This is a genomic window from Mesorhizobium sp. ISC25 (genome assembly GCF_042295465.1).
Taxonomy (GTDB): Bacteria; Pseudomonadota; Alphaproteobacteria; order Rhizobiales; family Rhizobiaceae; genus Mesorhizobium.
In genome coordinates this window covers 3,473,061-3,492,002 of sequence record NZ_CP135441.1, presented here as the reverse complement: position 1 = coordinate 3,492,002, position 18,942 = coordinate 3,473,061, and the positions used below count along the sequence as shown (strand labels likewise).

The following is an 18,942-nucleotide window of genomic DNA, read 5'->3' as shown; positions in this document are numbered from 1 at the left end:
CATGCCGGGATGGATGGTTGCGCGAGGTCCGCAAACTGGGGCACATCGGCTAGCCGATCAAGCCGCAACAGGAAGCAACACGCGTTTGGAGCAGGCTTTACCCACCGAAGTCCACGCCACCGAAGCCAGGGCCTTCATCGTCACCAACCGCTCGGTGCTCGCCATCGCCGTGCCGATGACGCTTGCCTATCTGACGACGCCGTTGCTCGGAATTGTCGACACGGCGGTGGTTGGACAGTTCGGCGACGCCGCCCTTCTCGGCGGCCTGGCCGCCGGCGCCCTGATCTTCGACGTCGTCTTCACCACCTTCAACTTCCTGCGCTCCGGCACCACCGGCCTCGTCGCCCAGGCCTTCGGGCGCGGCGATGCGCTGGAGGAGCAGGCGGTGTTCTGGCGCGCCGTGCTGATCGCGGTCGTCGCCGGCATCGTGTTTGCCGCACTTGCGCCCCTGGTTTCGGCTGCCGGGCAATGGTTCATCGGCGCCGAGCCGCGCGTCGGCGCGGCGATGGACGTCTATATCCGCATCAGGATGCTCGCAGCACCATTCTCGCTGATCAATTACGCCATCCTTGGCTACGTGCTAGGGCGCGGCGAGGGCGGGCTCGGGCTGATGCTGCAGCTAGTGCTGAACGGCATCAATATCGTACTGTGCTTCCTGTTAGGCCTGGAGCTCGGCTGGGGCGTAGCCGGCGTCGCGTGGGCGACGCTCACCGGTGAGTTCGTCGCCATGCTGCTTGGTCTCGCCATCGTCGGCCGGCGCTTCTGGGCGGCACCCAGGCTGCCGCGCCATCGCGTGCTCGATTGGCCGGCATTCCTGCGCATGATGTCGCTCAACCGCGATATCATGATCCGCTCCTTTTCGCTGCTCGCCGCCTTCGCGCTGTTCACGCGCCAAGGCGCGCAATTCGGCACGCTGACGCTGGCCGCCAACGCCGTGCTGATGAACCTCTTCCTGATTGCCGGCTATTTCCTCGATGGATTCGCCACCGCCGCCGAACAGCTCGCCGGGCGCGCCATCGGCGCCCGTGCCGCCACGGCGTTTTACCAGGCGGTGCGGCTGACGCTGTTTTGGGGGCTCGGGCTGGCCGGCGCGGCGACGCTCTTCTTGTTGCTGGAGGGCACCGGTCTGGTCGCCCTGATCACGACCTCGACAGACGTCCGCGCCATTGCCGATATCTACCTGCCCTGGGCGGCGTTCACCGCGCTCAGCGGCGCGCTGGCTTTCGAGATGGACGGAGTGTTCATCGGCGCGACATGGTCGCGCGACATGCGCAACATGATGCTGTTGTCGTTCCTGGCGTTCAGCGCAGCGTTGCTGATCCTGGCGCCGGCGTTCGGCAATCACGGCCTGTGGGCGGCGCTGCATGTCTTCCTGCTGGTGCGCGGCTTCAGCCTGCTTGCCATATTGCGGCTGCGGGTGCGCACGGCGTTTAACTGATCGCTAAAGCGGTTTCGCCGCCCAGCGATCGAGCCGGCTGTCGCGAAGCTCGCGCAGCGACTTCAGCCCTTGACTGTCCATGAAACGGGCCATGCCGGAAAGAATGCGCCCCGGCAGCGCAGGACCGGCATAGATCATGCCGGTATAGAGCTGGACGAGATCGGCGCCGGCACGGATCTTTTCCAGCGCCGTCTCGGCGGAATCGACGCCGCCGACGCCGATGATGGTGGGACCCGGGCCAAGCAGTTTTCGCATCCTTGCCAGCACGATGGTCGAGCGCTCGAACAAGGGTTTCCCCGAAAGGCCGCCGGTCTCGCCGGCAAAGCCGGCGCTGCTCAGGCCGGCCCGCGCGATCGTGGTGTTGGAGACGATGACGCCGTCCATCTGCTTCTCAGTGACCTCGGCGGTAATGTCCTCCAGCTCGGCCTCGACCAGGTCCGGCGCGATCTTGAGGAAGACGGGCGGTTTTGCCGGTGCCGCCGCACGCGCGGCCATGACCCTCGACAGGAGCTCGCCAAGCTGTTCGCGCTCTTGCATGTTGCGCAGGCCCGGCGTGTTCGGCGAGGAGATGTTGATCGTCAGATAGCTGGCATATCGCGCGAACCGGATCACGCCGCGCTCATAGTCACTGACGCGGTCGGCGCTGTCCTTGTTGGCGCCGATGTTGATCCCGACGATGCCGGCGCGGCCCTTGCGGGCGGCGAGGCGCTTTTCCGCGGCGGCGTGGCCTTCATTGTTGAAACCCAGCCGGTTGATCACTGCCCCGTCCGAAGGCAGCCGGAAGATGCGCGGCTTCGGATTGCCCGTCTGCGGCAGCGGTGTGATCGTGCCGACCTCGGCGAAGCCGAAGCCGAGGCCGAGCAGCGCGTCCGGCACTTCGGCATTCTTGTCGTAACCCGCGGCCATGCCGAGCGGGTTCGGGAAATCGAGCCCGCAAAGACTGACCTTTAGCCTGTTGTCCTGCGGCGGACGACCGGCGACCGGCAGGCCGCATCTCAGCGCGGCAATCGACAGCCCATGCGCGGTTTCCGGATCGAGCGTGAACAGCAGTTTCTGGCCGATCCGGCCGAGCGCGCTCATTCGGCCTCCAGCGCCGGGAATTCATGCCGGCCGTCGGCGCCGAGCGGCAATGCCTGCACCGAAACGACCGCATCGAGGCCGAGCGCGCCGTAGAGATGCGGGAACAAGGCGCCGCCGCGCGAGACCTCATATATCAGCGCATCGCCGAGGCGCGCGCTGTCAATGGCAACCAGCAGCAAACCGGCCTGGCCGGCGAAATGTTTTGCTGCCGTTTCCCGAACCTGCCCGGCGGTGGAAAAATGGATGAAGCCGTCGGCGACGTCGATAGGCGCGCGGGCGAAGCGGCCTTCTCTTTCAGCCTCGCGCCACAGCGCCTCGGGAACTATCTTGTAGATGATCTCGGACATGGTTGCGCTATAGTCCGAACAGGCCATGCGGGGAAGGGGCAAGCGGGTTTCGCAGGCTCCGAACTCTTCCCCATTTCAGGCGCAAACATATGATAGATTGCGCCAACTGGGCCATGGAGGAAAACATGCGTCTGAAACACATCTTGATCCCCGCAGCACTGGTCTCGCTTGTCGCGGCGTCGGCCTTTTCCGAGGAAGCCGATCGCTACCGGTTGGAAAAATCGGCCAATGGCTATGTCCGCATGGATACGCAAACCGGCGCCATGTCGCTCTGCGAGGAGCGCTCCGGTCAGCTCGTCTGCAAGACGGCGGCCGACGAACGTGCCGCCTTCCAGGATCAGGTCGACCGGCTGCAAAATTCGGTGAAGGCGCTCGACGAACGCGTCGCCAAGCTCGAAAATTCGCTTGCCGCGCGTTTCGAATCGACTTTGCCCAGCGAGGAGGATTTCAACAAGACGATGGGCTACATGGAGCGCTTCCTGCGCAGCTTCATGGATATCGTCAAGGACATGGACAAGGACGAAGACGGCGCCAAGCCCAATTCGCAAAAGACATAGGCCAATTCGCAAAAAAGACCTGGGGCGGGAATAGCAAGCCGGCCACGCCGAACAGCAGGCATAGCGTTATAATCGTTCAGATCCTGCAAGGCGGAAAATCGCCAACGGGATTCGGGGAGGGATATCACCGTTGGGCTACACATTCGTCATTGCCGACGATCACCCGCTTTTTCGCGGTGCATTGAGGGAGGCACTCGCGGGCATCGGGGATGTTGCCGCCATTCACGAAGCCGGCGATTTCGAAAGCGCCAAGGCGCTGGTCCTGGCCAATGAGGATGTCGATCTGGTCCTGCTCGATCTGTCGATGCCGGGCGCAAGCGGTCTTTCCGGCCTGATCTCGCTGCGCGGCATTCATCCGGCGGTGCCGATGATGGTGGTCTCGGCGCATGACGATCCGGTGACGATCCGGCGCGCGCTCGACCTCGGCGCCTCGGGCTTCATCTCCAAGTCGGCCAGCATGGAAGAGATCCGCAATGCGGTGCAGTCGGTGCTCGCAGGTGATATCGCGGCACCCGCCGGGGTCGATCTCGGCGTCGAGCGCGATCCCGAGATTTCCGACCTGATCAAGCGCCTACAGGCGCTGACGCCACAGCAGACGCGTGTGCTTGGCATGCTGGCGGAAGGGCTGCTCAACAAGCAGATCGCCTATGAACTCGGGGTCTCCGAAGCGACGATCAAGGCGCATGTCTCGGCCATCCTGCAGAAACTCGGCGTCGACAGCCGCACCCAGGCGGTCATCCTTTTGTCCAAGATCGGCAGCGACCCACTGCAGGCCGCCGGCTAGACCATGATCCCGAACCGAAAGTCGGCGCAGCAAAAAATGGAAACCGGTTTTCGGACAAGATCATGGTCAAAAAGAGTACTTCCCTATTCGGCCGCCGGCGCTAGCGGCCTGACCCTAGCCATCATCGAGCGCAGCATCGCCGGTTTCAGCGGTTTGCCGATCACCGGTACGTCGAGCCTGCCGGCGGCGGCGCGAACCTCGCTGGAGCGGTCGGCGGTGACCAGCACGGCCGGCAGGTCCTCGCCATGGATCGCACGCAACTGGGCGATCAATTCGAGGCCGGTCTTGTCGTCGAGATGATAGTCGGCAAGCACGATGTCCGGCCGATGCATGCCGGACCTCTCGAGATCCTCCGCGCCGGAAAGCGTGTCGACGCTGCAGCCCCAGCCCTCGAGCAGCAGCCGCATGCCGTCGAGGATGCGGGCGTCGTTGTCGACGCAGAGCACATTGAGCCCGGCAAGCGAGGTCGTAGCGCGGGCAGGCGGCTTCGCCTCTGCCTCGCGCCGCGGTGCCTGCACGGCCGCCACCGGCAGCAGCACGGAAAAGCGCGTGCCCCTGCCGGGATTGGAGAAGATCCGGATTTCGAGGCGTAGGACGCGGGCGATGCGGTCGACGATGGAGAGCCCCAGGCCGAGGCCTTCCGCCTCGCGCATGCCCTCGTCGAGCCGGGTGAATTCGCGGAACACGGTGTTGAGCTTGTCGCCGGCAATGCCGATGCCCGTGTCGATAACCTGAATCTCGGCCAGTTCGCCGCGCCGCCGCACGCCGACCAGGATGCGGCCATGGCGCGTATACTTGATGGCATTGGAGACCAGGTTCTGGATCAGCCGGCGCAGCAGATTTCGATCCGTCATCACGCTGAGCGACGACTGCATGATCGAGAGTTCGAGCTTCTTTTCGGCGGCAAGCGGCCGGAAGTCGTTGCCGATCTGGCGCAGCAGCCCGTCCAGGCCGAAGCTCGTATCGTCCGGCTTCATCGCGCCGGCATCGAGACGCGAAATGTCGAGCACCGCACCGAGGATGGTCTCGACCGATTCCAGCGACGATTCGATGTTCATCGCCGCCTTGCCGGCAGGCCCCTTGCCGGTCTTCTCGATCAGCGACGAGCAATAGAGGCGGGCGGCGTTCAGCGGCTGCAGGATGTCGTGGCCGGCGGCAGCGAGAAAGCGGGTCTTGCCGAGATTGGCCTCTTCGGCCAGCATCTGCGCCTGCGCCAGCTCCTCGTTGACGCGGGTGAGCTCGGCGGTGCGGCTCTTCACTCGCTGTTCCAGTGATTCGTTGGCACGCTTCAGCGCCAGATCCTGTTCGACGCGTCCGGAAATGTCGGCATAGGTGGCGACGATGCCGCCGTCCGGCATCGGATTGGAGCGCAATTCCAGGATGCGCCCGCTGGTCTTCAACTCCATCTGCCAGGGGCTGACGAAGCTGGTCAGGCGGTTCAGCATGCTGACACGCTGGTCTGCCGGTATATCGCCGCGCTCGGCAAGGTGGCGCAGGATACGATCAAGCGAGACGCCGACCTGGCCCATCTCGTCGGGCAGGTCGAACAGCGCCCGGTACTGGCGGTTCCAGCAGATCAACCGGAAATCGCGGTCGAAGACGGTGATTCCCTGTTCCATCTGGTCGAGCGCGATCTGCAGCAGGTCGCGATTGTGCTGCAGCGCCTCGGTGGCATCGTCGAGCAGGCGGAAGGCGTCCTTGGATTCGCGGTCGTTGCGGCGCAACAGCAGCGACAGGATCAGCCGCGCCGAGGATGAGCCGACGGCACTGGCCAGAAGCTGCTCGGAGAAGCGGATGACATCCATGCTGGCCTGTTCGTTGCCGTGCAGTGAAGTGCCGCTGCTCTTCTCGAACGACTGGAAGGACCGCTCGGTGCGTTCGACACCGAGATAGCGCGCAATCGTGTCCTTCAGGTCGTTGACGGTGGTGGTGGTGCGGAAGCGGCGCAGGCTGGGCAGCGGCCCCGCCTCGCGCGGCACGAAGATCGATGCCTGGATGCGTTCCAGCGGCACCGACGCGCGCGACAGTGAGCCGAACACAAAAAACAGCGTGTTGATCGACAGGCTCCACAGCACACCATGGTTCAGCGGCTCGGCAACGGTGCCGAAAAGAGCCTGCGGCCGCAATGCATCGAAGCCGAACAGGCCGTGAACGAGGATGCCGGTATCGGGCGCGACGAGCGAGGGAAGCAGCAGGGTGTAGCTCCAGACGACGATGCCGGCGACCATGCCAAGTGCGGCACCCCGGCCGTTGGCGCCGCGCCAGACCAGGCCGCCGATCATTGCTGGCGCGAACTGCGCGATAGCCGCGAACGACATCAGGCCGATCGAGGACAGCCGCGCGCTGTTGGTGCTCTCGCGGTAGTAGAGGAAGGCGATGAACAGCATGATGAAGATCGCTGCCCGCCGCACATTCAAGATGAGCGTCGACCAGTCCTCGCTTTCTGAGGTCGTGGTCCGCAGCAATCGCCTCACGAACAGCGGGATGATCAGGTCGTTGGAGATCATGATCGACAGTGCGACGCTTTCGACGATCACCATTGCGGTCGCCGCCGACAGGCCGCCGATGAAGGCCGCCATGGCCAGCACGTCGTGGCCGCTGAACAGCGGTAGCGACAGCACGTAGAGGTCGCTGCTGGTCCTGGTGCCGACCAGTTCCAGGCCGGCCAGCGCGATCGGCAGCACGAACAGGTTGATTGCCACCAGATAGAGCGGAAACACCCATGTCGCGGTGCGCAGCTCGGCCTCGCTGCGGTTTTCGACGATGGTGACGTAGAACTGGCGTGGCAGCATGAGGATGGCAAAGCCGCTCAGGCATGTCAGCACCAGCCAGGTGGCGAGCGAGGTGTTGTAGCCCATCGCCTGGCGCACTTGCGTGTTTTCGGCGAGCCGGTCGAACATATCGCCTGGCCCGCCGAATATCAGAAACGTGACCATCAGGCCGATCGCCAGGAAGGCGGCGAGCTTGACCACGGTTTCGACCGCCACCGCCAGCACCAGCCCGTCCTGGTGCTCAGTGGCATCCGCATGGCGCGTGCCGAACAGCACCGCAAACAGCGCCAGCAGCATGGCCACGACCAGCGAGATGTCGCTGACGAACGGATCGAACGACGGGGGCGAGCCGGTATAGTGCTCGACCATCAGGCTGACCGAGCCGGAGATCGCCTTCAATTGCAGCGCGATATAGGGCACGGCGCCGATGGTCGCGATCAGCGTGGCGATCGCCGCGACAGCGAAGCTCTTGCCGTAGCGGGCACCGAGAAAGTCGGCGATCGAGGTGATCTTCTCGGTCTTGGCCAGCCTTACGATGCGCTGCAGCAGCGGAAAGCCGAACACGAACACCAGGATCGGTCCGATATAGATGCCGAGGAACTCAAGTCCGCGCTCGGAGGACAGCCCGACCGAGCCGAAGAAGGTCCAGGAGGTGCAGTAGATGGCGAGGCTGAGCGCATAGATGAAGGGCCGGGCGCGGCCGGGCCCGGATGAAGTCGAGCGGCGGTCGCCCAGGCTGGCGATGACGAACAGCAACGTCACGTAGGCGATCGCGATGATGACGATGAACCAGCCCTGCACGCCTCGAACTTCCTCCCTGCACCGGCTTTTTTCATCCGGCCTTGCAGACGCAATCACAGCTTCGCGATCGAGTCCATCGCGGCTTTCGGCGTATTATATCGGCTGCGCCGGGCAATCGTGACCGGCTGAGACCGGCTTTTGTTCCTGTTGCAACCGCAGGTTTTTGCTATTCTGCCTGCCGGTCGATGCCGGAGGAGCGGACGGCAGAACGGCCGGTCAGGACAAGGAGGAGTCGAATGCTGAAAGAGTTTCAGGAATTCATTTCCAGAGGCAATGTGATGGACCTGGCCGTCGCCGTCATCATTGGCGCTGCCTTCGGCAAGATCGTCACCTCGCTGGTCGACGACATCATCATGCCGATTGTTGGCGCGATCTTCGGGGGACTGGACTTCAACAACTACTTCGTACCTCTGTCTTCTGCGGTGAATGCAACCTCGCTGGCCGATGCAAAGAAACAGGGCGCTGTCTTCGCCTATGGCAGCTTCATCACCGTGGCGCTGAACTTCCTTATCCTCGCTTTCATCATCTTCCTCATGATCAAGGCGGTGAACAATCTGCGCCAGCGGCTGGAGCGCGAAAAACCGGCTGCCCCGGCCGTTCCGCCGCCAGCCGACGTCGCGCTGCTCACAGAAATTCGCGATCTCCTCGCCAGAAAATAGCGCCTGCGAGAAACTTTCTGGACCAAAACCCCGGTCGCTTGCGGCCGGGGTTTTCTGTTTTCGTCCGCCCTGAAACACGCTAGCAGTCGAGCAAACGAAAACGGACCCATCCATGACCCTGATCGATACTCTGCGCGCCGAAGCGCGGGCGGCGCCTGAAAGCGGCATTGTCGCCGTCATGAACCGTGGCCGCGGCCGCGACGGCATGATCCCGCTCTGGGCCGGCGAGGGCGACCTGCCGACGCCTGCCTTCATCACCGATGCCGCCGCCAAGGCACTCGCCGGCGGCGAGACCTTCTACACCTGGCAGCGGGGCATTCCTGAACTCAGGCAGGCGCTCGCCCGCTATTACACCAGGCATTTCGGCAAGACTTTCGCCGACGAGGAATTCATCGTCACCGGCTCAGGCATGCATGCCATCCAGATGGCCATCGATGCGGTGGCCGGCAAGGGCGACGAACTCGTCTACCTGTCGCCGGCATGGCCGAACTTCGCCGCCGCCGCCGGGGTGGCCGGCGCCGTGCCGGTCGCGGTCACGCTCGACCAGTCGGGCAATGGCTGGTCCTGCGATGTCGACAAGATCGCAGCGGCGATCACGCCGCGGACCAAGGCACTGTTCGTCAACACGCCGTCCAACCCGACCGGCTGGACGGCCGACAAGGAGACGCTGCAGGCGATCCTCGATCTTGCCCGCGAAAGGGGCCTGTGGATCATCGCCGACGAGATCTACTCGCTGTTTCATTACGGCCATGGCCGCGCGCCGTCCTTCATCGACATCATGGCTGACGAGGACCGCATCCTGTTCGTCAATTCCTTTTCCAAGAACTGGGCGATGACCGGCTGGCGCATCGGCTGGATCAAGATCCATCCCGCCTTGCAGCAGGTGTTCGAGAATCTGGTCCAGTATTCGACTTCCGGCGTTGCGCAGTTCATGCAGCGCGGCGCCGTCGCCGCCCTTGACGAAGGCGACGCCTTCATCGTCGAGCAGGTGGAGCGGGCGAGCGCGGCGCGCGACCTGGTCTGCGGCATTCTCGCCGCAACCGGCAGGGCGCGGTTCACCGTGCCGCAGGGCGCATTCTATCTGTTCTTCGCCGTCGACGGCATCAGCGATTCCCGCGCTGCCGCCTTCGACATGGTCGACCGCGCCAATGTCGGCCTGGCGCCCGGCACCGCCTTCGGCCCCGGCGGTGAAGCCTTCCTCAGGCTGTGCTTCCACCGCCGCCTCGACCAGCTCGAGGAAGCCGCGCACCGGCTGGCGAAATGGATGAAGAGTGTGTGAGGTGTGTTGGGGTTCGCGCCAGGCATCGCAGCACTGAAAAATGAGGCGGCACCGATAGGCGGCTACCGCAATGATGCCCGTGACGGCGGAGTTACCCGCCCGACTTCGGCACCAGCAGCGGTATGACGCGGTCGCTTTTGGCCACCGAAGGCCGGCCGGCCGAACCGTAGGGAATCCCCAATGCGTCCCATGTCTCGACCAGCGCGTCCTGCAGGGAGGCGATCAGCGCGTCCGAATGGAACGGTGTCGGCGTGATGCGCAGCCGCTCGGTGCCGCGCGGCACTGTCGGGTAGTTGATCGGCTGGATGTAGATGCCGTGCACACCAAGCAGGCGGTCGCTGGCCATCTTGCAGAGCTCGGGATCGCCGACCAGAAGCGGCACGATGTGGGTAGGCGACTCCATCACCGGCAGGCCGGCCGCGGCCAGCACTTGCTTGGTCCGTGTCGCCTGACGCAGCTGCGCATCGCGCTCGGCCTGCGAGCGCTTGAGATGGCGGATCGAGGTGGTTGCCGCGGCAGCAATCGCCGGCGGCAACGCCGTGGTGAAGATGAAGCCCGGCGCATAGGAGCGCACCGCGTCGATCACCGCAGTGTTGCCGGCGATGTAGCCGCCAAGCGTGCCGAACGCCTTGGCCAGCGTGCCCTCGATGATGTCGATGCGGTCGGCCAGCCCTTCGCGCTCGGTGATGCCGCCGCCGCGCGGCCCGTACATGCCGACGGCGTGGACCTCGTCGATGTAGGTCATGGCATTGTAACGCTCGGCGAGATCGACGATCTGCTTGATCGGCGCGATGTCGCCGTCCATCGAATAAACGCTCTCGAAGACGATCAGCTTGGCGCGCTCGCGGCCGGCCGCCTGCAGCAGGCTCTCGAGATGCGCGACGTCGTTATGGCGGAAGATCTTCTTCTCGGCGCCCGAGCGCCGCACGCCCTCGATCATCGAAGCGTGGTTGAGTTCGTCCGAGATGATCAGGCAATTGGGAAGCAGCTTTGCAATGGTCGAGATCGACGCCTCGTTGGAAACGAAGCCGGAGGTGAAAACCAGTGCGGCTTCCTTGTCGTGCAGGTCGGCCAGCTCCAGTTCGAGCTCGACCAGCGGGTTGCTGGTGCCGGAAATGTTGCGGGTGCCGCCGGCCCCCGACCCCATCTTGCCTGCCGCCTTCTGGAACGCGGCAATGACGTCGGGATGCTGGCCCATGCCGAGATAGTCGTTGGAGCACCAGACGGTAATTTCCTCGGCGCGGCCATTGGCGCGCCAGATGGCGCGCGGGAATTTCCCTACGATACGCTCAAGGTCGGCGAAGACGCGGTAGCGACGCTCTGCATGGAGCTGGTCGATCGCTTCCTCGAAAAACCGCTGATAGTTCATGTCGCCTTCCCAGTTTTGCGCGGGATCATAGTCATTGGCCCATTCGTCGTCCACCTGGCCTTTTTGGTCAAAATGCCACGCCCCGAGCCTGTTCCTAACGACCACGGAACGTGGCCTATTCCCTTGATGTGGATCAATCTTGTTTCAGGACAATGCCACGCGCCGATGAGACCGGTTACCGCAGGTTCTAATGGCTTGGCGGCAGGTTTTCCAGTAAGGCGACGATTGAGACAGTGCCGACAAATCATGAATAGCGAGGATGCGGATGACGGTTTTGGTGACAGGCGGGGCCGGCTATATCGGTAGCCATATGGTCTGGGAATTGCTGGACACGGGTGACAGCGTCGTCGTCCTCGACCGGCTTTCCACCGGCTTTGAATGGGCGGTGGCTCCGGAAGCAAAGCTCGTCGTCGGCGACGTCGCCGACAGGGAACTGGTCGCCTCGATCATCCGCGACAATAAGGTCGACGCGATCATCCATTTCGCCGGCTCGATCGTGGTCCCCGAATCGGTCGTCGACCCGCTTGCCTATTACGAGAACAACACCTGCAAGACGCGCACCTTGATCGAGACCGCGGTGCGCGAAGGCGTGCCCAATTTCATCTTTTCCTCGACCGCCGCGGTCTATGGCGGCGCCGGCCTGGAGCCGGTGCGCGAGGATGCCCGGCTTGCGCCGGAATCGCCCTATGGCCTGTCCAAGCTGATGAGCGAATGGATGCTGCGCGACGCAGCGATTGCCCATGGGTTGCGCTATACGGCGCTGCGCTATTTCAACGTCGCCGGCGCCGACCCGAAGGGCCGCACCGGCCAGTCGACGCCCGGTGCCACGCATTTGATCAAGGTCGCCTGCGAGACGGCGCTCGGCAAGCGCCCCTTCATGCAGGTGTTCGGCACCGACTATCCGACGCCGGACGGCACCTGCATGCGCGACTATATCCACGTCAGCGACCTGGCGGCGGCGCATCGGCTGGCGCTGCAGCGGCTGCGTGCCGGCGGATCGAGCCTGGTCGCCAATTGCGGCTACAGCCACGGCTATTCGGTGCTCGAGGTCATCGACAGCGTCCGCCGCGTCTTCGGCCATGATTTCGACGTGCGGATGGGCGATCGCCGCGCCGGTGACGCCGCCGCGGTCGTCGCCAATTCGGAGCTGGCGCGTGGCGAACTCGGCTGGACTCCGCAGCGCGACAACCTCGACCAGATCGTTGCCGATGCGCTTGCCTGGGAGCGCATCCTGACCAGCAAGAATTCGGCTCTGGGGTGAAGTCGGCTCTCCGCAAAGGTTGGTTCAGCGCGCTGGGGGCGGAATGAAAATATCGGTGCTTGGAGCCGGCGTCGTCGGCACGGCGGCGGCCTATTGTCTGGCCAGCGACGGCCATGCGGTGACGGTGATCGAGCGCCATCCGGCGGCGGCGCGCGGCACCAGCCGGTCGAATGCCGGCCTGGTGTCGCCCGGCGATGCCACCGCCTGGGCCTCGCCCGCCGCACTTAAAACGTTCCTGCGTGGCCTCTACAACCACGATCTCGGCATCAAGGTGCGCCTGCGCTTCGATCCGTATTTTTTCGCCTGGAGCCTGCGCTTCCTGCGCCAGTGCACGCATAAGCGCATGCGCGCCAACACCGACGTCAAGCTGCGTCTGGCGCTCTATTCGCGCGACTGCATCAACGCCGTCACCGCCGAGACCGGCATCCACTATGACGAGCGCAAGAAAGGCATTCTGTATTTCTTCCGCTCGCAGCAGAGCTTTGATACCGGCAGCGACAATTACCGCTATCTCGGCGAACACGGCCTGCCGATCGAGATCGTCGGCCGCGACCGGCTGGTCGAGCTCGAGCCAGGCCTCGCCGGCGCCAAGGACAAGATTGCCGGCGGCGTCTATTCGCCGATCGACCAGACCGGCGACTCCAGCCAATTCACGCAGCGCCTCGCTGCCTATGCCGCCGAAAAACTCGGCGTCCAATTCCTCTACGGCACCACTGTCGAAGGCCTCGACATCGACGGCGACCGCGTGCGCGCGGTGATGACCTCGGCCGGCCCCGTGGCCGGCGATGCGGTGGTCATCTCTATGGGACCGGAGAGCGGTCTGCTCGGCCGCCGCTACGGCATCGACCTGCCCGTCTATCCCGTGAAGGGCTATACCGTGACTGTTCCGCTGGAAGATAAAAGCAAGGGGCCGATCATGGGTGGCGCCGACGAGGACCGGCTGATCGGCTATTCCAGGCTGGGAAATCGGCTGCGGATGTCCTCGACGGCGGAGTTCAACGGTTTCGACCGCACGTTCAAGCCACGCGATTTCAACTCGATCCTGAACACCGGCAAGGACCTGTTCCCGGGTGCCTTCGACGAGAGCAAGGCCGAGCTCTGGGCTGGACTTCGCCCGATGATGCCGAACTCCGTGCCGGTCATCGGACGGGCGCGGTACGACAATCTCTACCTCGACACCGGCCACGGCCATCTCGGCTGGACCATGGCCTGCGGCTCGGGAAAGTTCCTTGCCGACATAGTTGCCGGCCGCAAGCCGGAGATCGATCCGCAAGGATTGCTCTACGCGGGCTAGGCATCTCCGGAAATCAGGGCGCCATGAGCTCGGCGGTCAGGCTCGTTCGTCGACCGCCGAACGCCAGGAGCGCACGTAACTTGTCCAGAGTGGATCGGCCGACGGTTCGGTCCTTTCGCCTCTGCCTCGCGGTGTCCCCTGGCCCGACGCCAGCAAGGCGGCGCCGATGCTGGTGCCTGTCGCGGCCTCGGAGGCAATGACGGCGCGCGCCGTCATTGCCGCCAGCATGCGGATGAACAGCCGGTTGCGGGCGAAGGGTCCTTCGACGATGGTGGGACCATCGGCGCCGATCAGATCGAGGCAGGTCGCGGTCATCAGCGCCAGGTAGAACGAGATGGCGACAAAGCGCTGGCCGGCGGTCATACCGTCCGCGTTAAGCCATGATGCGGTATGATGCGGAAACGGCCCCGAACCCTGTTGGGTCGAAGGCAAGAGGGACGTCTTGCGCGCGAGCACCGCGGCGACATCGTCTTCGGTCCAGTCTTCCGATTGGCCTTCCGTCAGCCCGGAGAACTCACGGCCGCCCATGAAACGCGCCGACGGCACGGCATCGCCGAGCGCGTTGACATTGACCAGCGTGTCGCGGGCCGGATCGAGCGTGACCTTGCTGCCGCCAACCGCCATCGACACCACCCAGGTGCCGGTCGAGACGACGGAGAAAGGCGGCTTGTCGGACAGGAGATGCGGCAGCAGCGAGGCGTTGGAATCGTGCAGACCGCAAAACACCGGCGTTTGCGGATCGAGGCCGGTTTGCCGCGCGAGAGCGGGCAGGATCGGGCCCAAGCGGTCCTTGGCCGGCCGCACCGGCGCCATTAGCCGGCGCCATTGCAGCCGGTCGACCAGTGAGGAAAAATCCGCTTTCCACGGGTTCCACAGATCAGTGTGGCAGCCGAGCGAAGTCACCTCGCTCGCTGCGACGCCGGTCAGGCGCAAGGCCCAGTATTGCGCATACATCAGCATCGCTGCGGTTCTGGCGAAATCCGCCGGAAAGCGCTTCTGCTGCCAGAACAGCTGCGCGCCGAGATTGAGGCCGGCCGGCAGGCGCGGCGAGCCGGTCTCGGAGAATGCCGGACGGATCGTGTCATAGTCTCCGGCAAGGGCATCCGGCCCGTCGAATTCGTAATCGAGCACCGGCAGCGCCCGTTCGCCAGATGCGTCGACCAGAACCGCCGTCGCGCCATGGGTGGTGGTCGATATCGCGTCGATGCGCTGCTCGCGATCGATCTCGGCCAGGCTGCCGAGGATAAACGCCCATAACCGCTCGACGTCATGGTGCGGGTATGGGCCTTGCCGAACCGGCTCGTTCACCATCCTGCGCAGCGCGACTTCGCTTGCTGCGGCAAGATCGACCAGCGCCACCTTGGCGTTGGTCTTGCCAATATCGATGACGGCGACGTGGCGGGTCATTCCATATGGAACATTGTTTCCAGCGGCACCGCCACCGGCTCGTTGTTCGGCTTGGTCTCCATGATGTCCGCCATCTCGGCCCACCAACGCTGCATCACCGGATGCTTCGGCAATTCGTCCATACCGTGGTCATCGCGTCGCCACAGCACGCCGAACAGTATGTTGGTCTCCTCGTCGAGATGGATCGAATAATCGGAGATACCGGCCTGTTTCAGCAACGCGACGAGTGACGGCCAGATGTCGTCGTGGCGCCTCTTGTATTCGGCCTTCATGCCCGGATTGAGCTTCATTTTGAACGCGTATTTCTCCGGCATCAGGCAAAGCGCTCCCGCCGCACGCGCCGCCACAGGATCGGCAGCGCGATGACGATGATCAGCAGCAGGCCGATGAAGATCGACATGACGATCCCGGGAACGTTGAGCAGGCCGAGGCCGAAGGTCACCAGCCCCATGATGAAGGCCGCCAGCACCACGCCCAAAATGCTGCCGGCGCCGCCCAGGATGCTGACGCCGCCGAGCACCACCATGGTGATGACTTCGAGCTCGTAGCCCTGCGCGATGGACGGCCGGGTCGAGCCGAGCCGCGATGTGATCAGCACCGAGGCGATGCCCGCCATCAGTCCGGTCAGGCAAAACAGGATGAATTTGATGCGGCCGACGCGCACGCCGGAAAACTGCGCCGCGACCGGGTTGTTGCCGATGGCAAAGACCCGGCGGCCGAAGCTCGTCCGGTGCAGAAGGAACCAGTAGACGACCGCCCCGATCAGGAACAGCGTCAGTTCGAACGACACGACCCACCAGACATAGCCCTGGCCGAAGAAGGCGAAACTCGCGGGGTAGCCCTTATAGGCACGGTCGCCCAGGATGATGAAGGCAATGCCGCGAAACAGGCTCATCGTGCCGATGGTGACGACGATCGACGGCAAGCCGAGCCTGGTGACGAGCAGGCCGTTGAAGGCGCCGCAGCCGACCCCGACGACGAGGCCGATTGCCACCAGGGCAGGCGTGCCGGCGCCGGCCTGCACCGCCATGCCCATCATTGTCGAGGCGAGTGCGATGACGGCGGCGACCGACAGGTCGATTTCGCCGGAGATGATCAGCAGCGCCATGGCCAGCGCGATCAGCGCCTTTTCCGTGAAGTTGAAAGTCAGGTCCGACAGCGACCACGCGTCGAGGAAATAGGGCGAGGCAAAACTATTCACGGCAAAGATAGCGATGGCCACCGCGACCAGCAGTGCCTCCCATGAGAAAATCGCCGCAGTGAAAGGCTTGTCGAGCCGGTCGGGAATGTGGCGTGGGGCAGGGGTGTCGGTCATGCCGCTTCCGCCTTCTTGAGAATGATGCGGCCTTGCCGGCGTTCGCCGCGTGCGTTGAGCACTACGGCCAGGATGATGGCGCTGCCTGAAATCGCCATCTGCCAGAAGGGTGAGATGTTGATGACCGGCAGCGCGTTGGAGATGATGCCAAGGAACAGCGCACCGAGCACCGCGCCGCCGACCGAGCCGATGCCGCCGGCGATCGAGATGCCGCCGATGACGCAGGCGGCGATGATGTTGAGCTCATAGCCATTGGCGACCTCGACCGAGGCGATGACGTAGCGCGAGATCCAGAGATAGCCGCAGAGGCCGCCGATCATCCCCGAGATGCAGAAGACGATGAATTTCGTCCGGCCGACATCGATGCCGGCATAGACCGATGCCGTTGGGTTGACGCCGATGGCGTAGATCGAGCGGCCGAGCGCGGTGCGCGTCATCACGAGGAAAAACAATGCAATGACCAGCAGGGCGATCCAGGACAGCACCGGAATGCCGAGGAAAGCCGCGCGCTGCAGCCCGATGAAATCAGCGCTCATCTGGTCGGCATTGACCCAGGCGCCGCCTGATATGACAAAGGTGGCGCCGCGGTAGATGGTGAGCGTGCCGAGCGTAACCACGATCGAGGGAATGTTCAGCCGCCATACCAGCAGGCCGTTGATGGCGCCGAGCACGAGCCCGATCAGAAGTGCGATGACGATCAGCAGCGGGATCGGGATTGCCGGATGCGCGGCGTTCAGCATCGCCACCGCCATGCCGGTGAAGCAGAGATTGGAAGCCATCGACAGGTCGATCGAGCGGGTCAGGATGACGACCATCTGGCCGAGCGCCAGGATCATCAGGATCGACGTGTCGTTGAACACCTGGCGCAGATTGGCCGGATCGGCAAAACCTGGAAAACGCGTTGAGATCAGCCCGATCAGCATGACGATTGCCGCCAGCAGCCAGACCTCGCGATATCTGAGAAAAGCCTTCATGCCGCGATCCCCGCTGCCGTTGTGACCAGTGTTTCGGCGTCGAGCCCCTTATTGTCGTAGACCGCGGCAATGCGGCCCTCGCGCATGACGACGACGCGGTCCGACATGCCGAGGATTTCCGGCAATTCGGACGACACCATGATCACCGACAGGCCTTGCGCGACGAGCTCGGCCATGAAGCCGTGCACGGCCGCCTTCGAGCCGATGTCGATTCCCTTCGTCGGCTCGTCCAGTATGATCACCTTGGGCGCGGTCGCCAACCATTTGGCGATGACGATCTTCTGCTGGTTGCCGCCCGACAGTGTGCCGACGTCCTGGCTGAGCGAGGAGGCCCGCAGGTCGAGCCGCTCGGTGTAGGAGCGGGCCATCGCGAACTCTTCGGCCAGCCGCAATATGCCGGATTTGGATGTCCGTTTGAGCGAAGGCAGCGAGACATTCTGGAAGATCGGCAGGCCGATCACCACGCCTTGCTTGCCGCGTTCCTCCGGCACGTAGACGACGCCGGCATCGATCGAATCCGCCGCCGATTTCGGCGAGATTGCCTTACCCTCCAGCGTGATCGTGCCTCCGCTGGTGCGGGTGATGCCTGATATCGCCTGCATCACCTCGCTGCGCCCGGCGCCGACAAGGCCGTAGAAGCCGAGGATTTCGCCCCTGTGCAGCTCGAAGCCTATGTCGTTGAACTCGGTCGGGTGCGATAGGCCGGAGACGGCCAGCACCGGCGCGCCGATCTCGGCCTTGCGCTGCGGAAAGATGTGATCGACCGAGCGGCCGACCATCATGCGCACGATCTGGCTCTGGCCGGCGTCCTTGATCAGGCCTTCGCCGACCATCTCGCCGTCGCGGAACACGGTATAGCGGTCGGCGATGCGGTAGATCTCATCGAATTTGTGGCTGATGAACAGGATCGCCTTGCCGTCGCTCTTGAGGAATTCGATCAGCAGGAAAAGCTCTTCGATCTCCTTCATCGAAAGCGCTGCCGTCGGCTCGTCCATGATGACGATCCGCGCGTCGATCGACATGGCGCGGGCAACCGCGACGAGGTGCTTGTTGGCGATGCCGAGATCCTTCAGCCTGGCGTCGGCGTCGATATGGCCGGCGCCCATCGTGTCGAGCACCTCGCGGGCATTCTTGCGCATGGTGCGCCAGTCGATGGTTTTGAAACGCGTGCGCGGCGCATGGCCGAGGAAGATGTTCTCGGCCACCGTCAGATCGTCGAACAGCACGGTTTCCTGGTGGATGGGGGTGATGCCATGCCCGAACGCGGCGTGGGCGCTGGGCAGTGTGACCGGCTGGCCGTCGATGCTGATCGTGCCAGCATCAGGCTGGTAGATGCCGGTCATGATCTTGACCAGCGTCGACTTGCCGGCGCCGTTTTCGCCGATCAGCGCGGTTACCTGCCCGGGATAGAGCGACAGGCCGACATCGTGCAGCGCGCGCACGCCGGGAAAGCTTTTCGAGATGCCGGACAGCGTTAGGCGCGGTCCGGAAGACAAAGGCGCTTCCTTCGCCACTTCGTGCTGGGCTGTCGTGTCCATAATCGTATCAAGCCCTGAAACAAGGTTCGTTTGAAAGCGCGGCGGGACCTGAGCCCCGCCGCACCGTT

16 protein-coding genes are annotated in these 18,942 nt (G+C 64.0%); 7 read left to right on the top strand and 9 right to left on the bottom strand.

All coding sequences use genetic code 11. The annotated features are described in order from the left end of the window. Positions 1-13: 13 nt before the first annotated feature. Positions 14-1,438: an MATE family efflux transporter gene (locus RQ479_RS17425; RefSeq protein ID WP_376705967.1), complete on the top strand. Its 1,425-nt coding sequence runs from the start codon at positions 14-16 to the stop codon at positions 1,436-1,438. A gap of 3 nt (positions 1,439-1,441) precedes the next feature. Here the strand turns inward: RQ479_RS17425 and RQ479_RS17420 are convergent, their stop codons facing one another. Then, positions 1,442-2,518: a quinone-dependent dihydroorotate dehydrogenase gene (locus RQ479_RS17420; protein ID WP_376701987.1), complete on the bottom strand. Its 1,077-nt coding sequence runs from the start codon at positions 2,516-2,518 to the stop codon at positions 1,442-1,444. Beyond that, positions 2,515-2,865 (bottom strand): DUF952 domain-containing protein, encoded by a 351-nt coding sequence (locus tag RQ479_RS17415; RefSeq protein WP_376701986.1) that lies wholly within the window; start codon positions 2,863-2,865, stop codon positions 2,515-2,517. The genes RQ479_RS17420 and RQ479_RS17415 overlap by 4 nt, the downstream gene beginning before the upstream one ends. A gap of 125 nt (positions 2,866-2,990) precedes the next feature. Here RQ479_RS17415 and RQ479_RS17410 point away from each other — a divergent pair, with 125 nt between their 5' ends. Together RQ479_RS17410 and RQ479_RS17405 are read left to right on the top strand one after the other, a co-directional pair. Further along, positions 2,991-3,422 carry a hypothetical protein gene (locus RQ479_RS17410; protein WP_376701985.1) on the top strand — a complete coding sequence of 144 codons (432 nt, stop codon included), beginning with the start codon at positions 2,991-2,993 and terminating at the stop codon, positions 3,420-3,422. A gap of 121 nt (positions 3,423-3,543) precedes the next feature. Beyond that, positions 3,544-4,206, top strand: a complete 663-nt coding sequence (locus tag RQ479_RS17405) for a response regulator (protein WP_376705966.1) — start codon at positions 3,544-3,546, stop codon at positions 4,204-4,206. Between the two features lie 83 nt (positions 4,207-4,289). Here RQ479_RS17405 and RQ479_RS17400 read toward each other — a convergent pair whose 3' ends face one another. Then, positions 4,290-7,778: a NahK/ErcS family hybrid sensor histidine kinase/response regulator gene (locus tag RQ479_RS17400; RefSeq protein WP_376701984.1), complete on the bottom strand. Its 3,489-nt coding sequence runs from the start codon at positions 7,776-7,778 to the stop codon at positions 4,290-4,292. 236 nt (positions 7,779-8,014) lie between these two features. On the opposite strand from RQ479_RS17400, the gene mscL reads away from it, so the two are divergent. After that, a complete protein-coding gene (gene mscL / locus RQ479_RS17395) occupies positions 8,015-8,437 on the top strand; it encodes a large conductance mechanosensitive channel protein MscL (RefSeq protein WP_376701983.1) in 423 nt (140 codons plus the stop codon). Between the two features lie 112 nt (positions 8,438-8,549). Continuing rightward, entirely contained in the window at positions 8,550-9,716 is a 1,167-nt protein-coding gene (locus RQ479_RS17390) for a pyridoxal phosphate-dependent aminotransferase (RefSeq protein ID WP_376701982.1), read from the top strand. Between the two features lie 91 nt (positions 9,717-9,807). Here RQ479_RS17390 and hemA read toward each other — a convergent pair whose 3' ends face one another. After that, complete coding sequence (gene hemA, locus RQ479_RS17385; protein ID WP_292661001.1) at positions 9,808-11,085, bottom strand: 5-aminolevulinate synthase; 1,278 nt, start codon at positions 11,083-11,085, stop codon at positions 9,808-9,810. Between the two features lie 265 nt (positions 11,086-11,350). On the opposite strand from hemA, the gene galE reads away from it, so the two are divergent. Next, complete coding sequence (galE, locus tag RQ479_RS17380) at positions 11,351-12,346, top strand: UDP-glucose 4-epimerase GalE (protein WP_376701981.1); 996 nt, start codon at positions 11,351-11,353, stop codon at positions 12,344-12,346. Between the two features lie 43 nt (positions 12,347-12,389). Beyond that, positions 12,390-13,640 carry a D-amino acid dehydrogenase gene (locus tag RQ479_RS17375; protein ID WP_376701980.1) on the top strand — a complete coding sequence of 417 codons (1,251 nt, stop codon included), beginning with the start codon at positions 12,390-12,392 and terminating at the stop codon, positions 13,638-13,640. Between the two features lie 36 nt (positions 13,641-13,676). On the opposite strand, the gene RQ479_RS17370 is transcribed toward RQ479_RS17375, so the two are convergent. The 5 genes from RQ479_RS17370 to RQ479_RS17350 are packed head-to-tail and all read right to left on the bottom strand — an operon-like array spanning position 13,677 to position 18,874. After that, positions 13,677-15,047, bottom strand: a complete 1,371-nt coding sequence (locus RQ479_RS17370; RefSeq protein ID WP_376701979.1) for an FGGY-family carbohydrate kinase — start codon at positions 15,045-15,047, stop codon at positions 13,677-13,679. Continuing rightward, complete coding sequence (gene rhaM, locus RQ479_RS17365) at positions 15,044-15,361, bottom strand: L-rhamnose mutarotase (protein WP_352715637.1); 318 nt, start codon at positions 15,359-15,361, stop codon at positions 15,044-15,046. Before rhaM ends, RQ479_RS17370 begins: the two co-directional genes overlap by 4 nt. Beyond that, a complete protein-coding gene (locus tag RQ479_RS17360; protein WP_376701978.1) occupies positions 15,361-16,362 on the bottom strand; it encodes an ABC transporter permease in 1,002 nt (333 codons plus the stop codon). Before RQ479_RS17360 ends, rhaM begins: the two co-directional genes overlap by 1 nt. After that, the gene (locus tag RQ479_RS17355; RefSeq protein WP_376701977.1) at positions 16,359-17,336 is read right to left on the bottom strand and encodes an ABC transporter permease; all 978 of its coding nucleotides are present in this window, start codon (positions 17,334-17,336) and stop codon (positions 16,359-16,361) included. The genes RQ479_RS17360 and RQ479_RS17355 overlap by 4 nt, the downstream gene beginning before the upstream one ends. After that, the gene (locus tag RQ479_RS17350; RefSeq protein WP_376701976.1) at positions 17,333-18,874 is read right to left on the bottom strand and encodes a sugar ABC transporter ATP-binding protein; all 1,542 of its coding nucleotides are present in this window, start codon (positions 18,872-18,874) and stop codon (positions 17,333-17,335) included. The genes RQ479_RS17355 and RQ479_RS17350 overlap by 4 nt, the downstream gene beginning before the upstream one ends. Positions 18,875-18,942 lie beyond the last annotated feature (68 nt).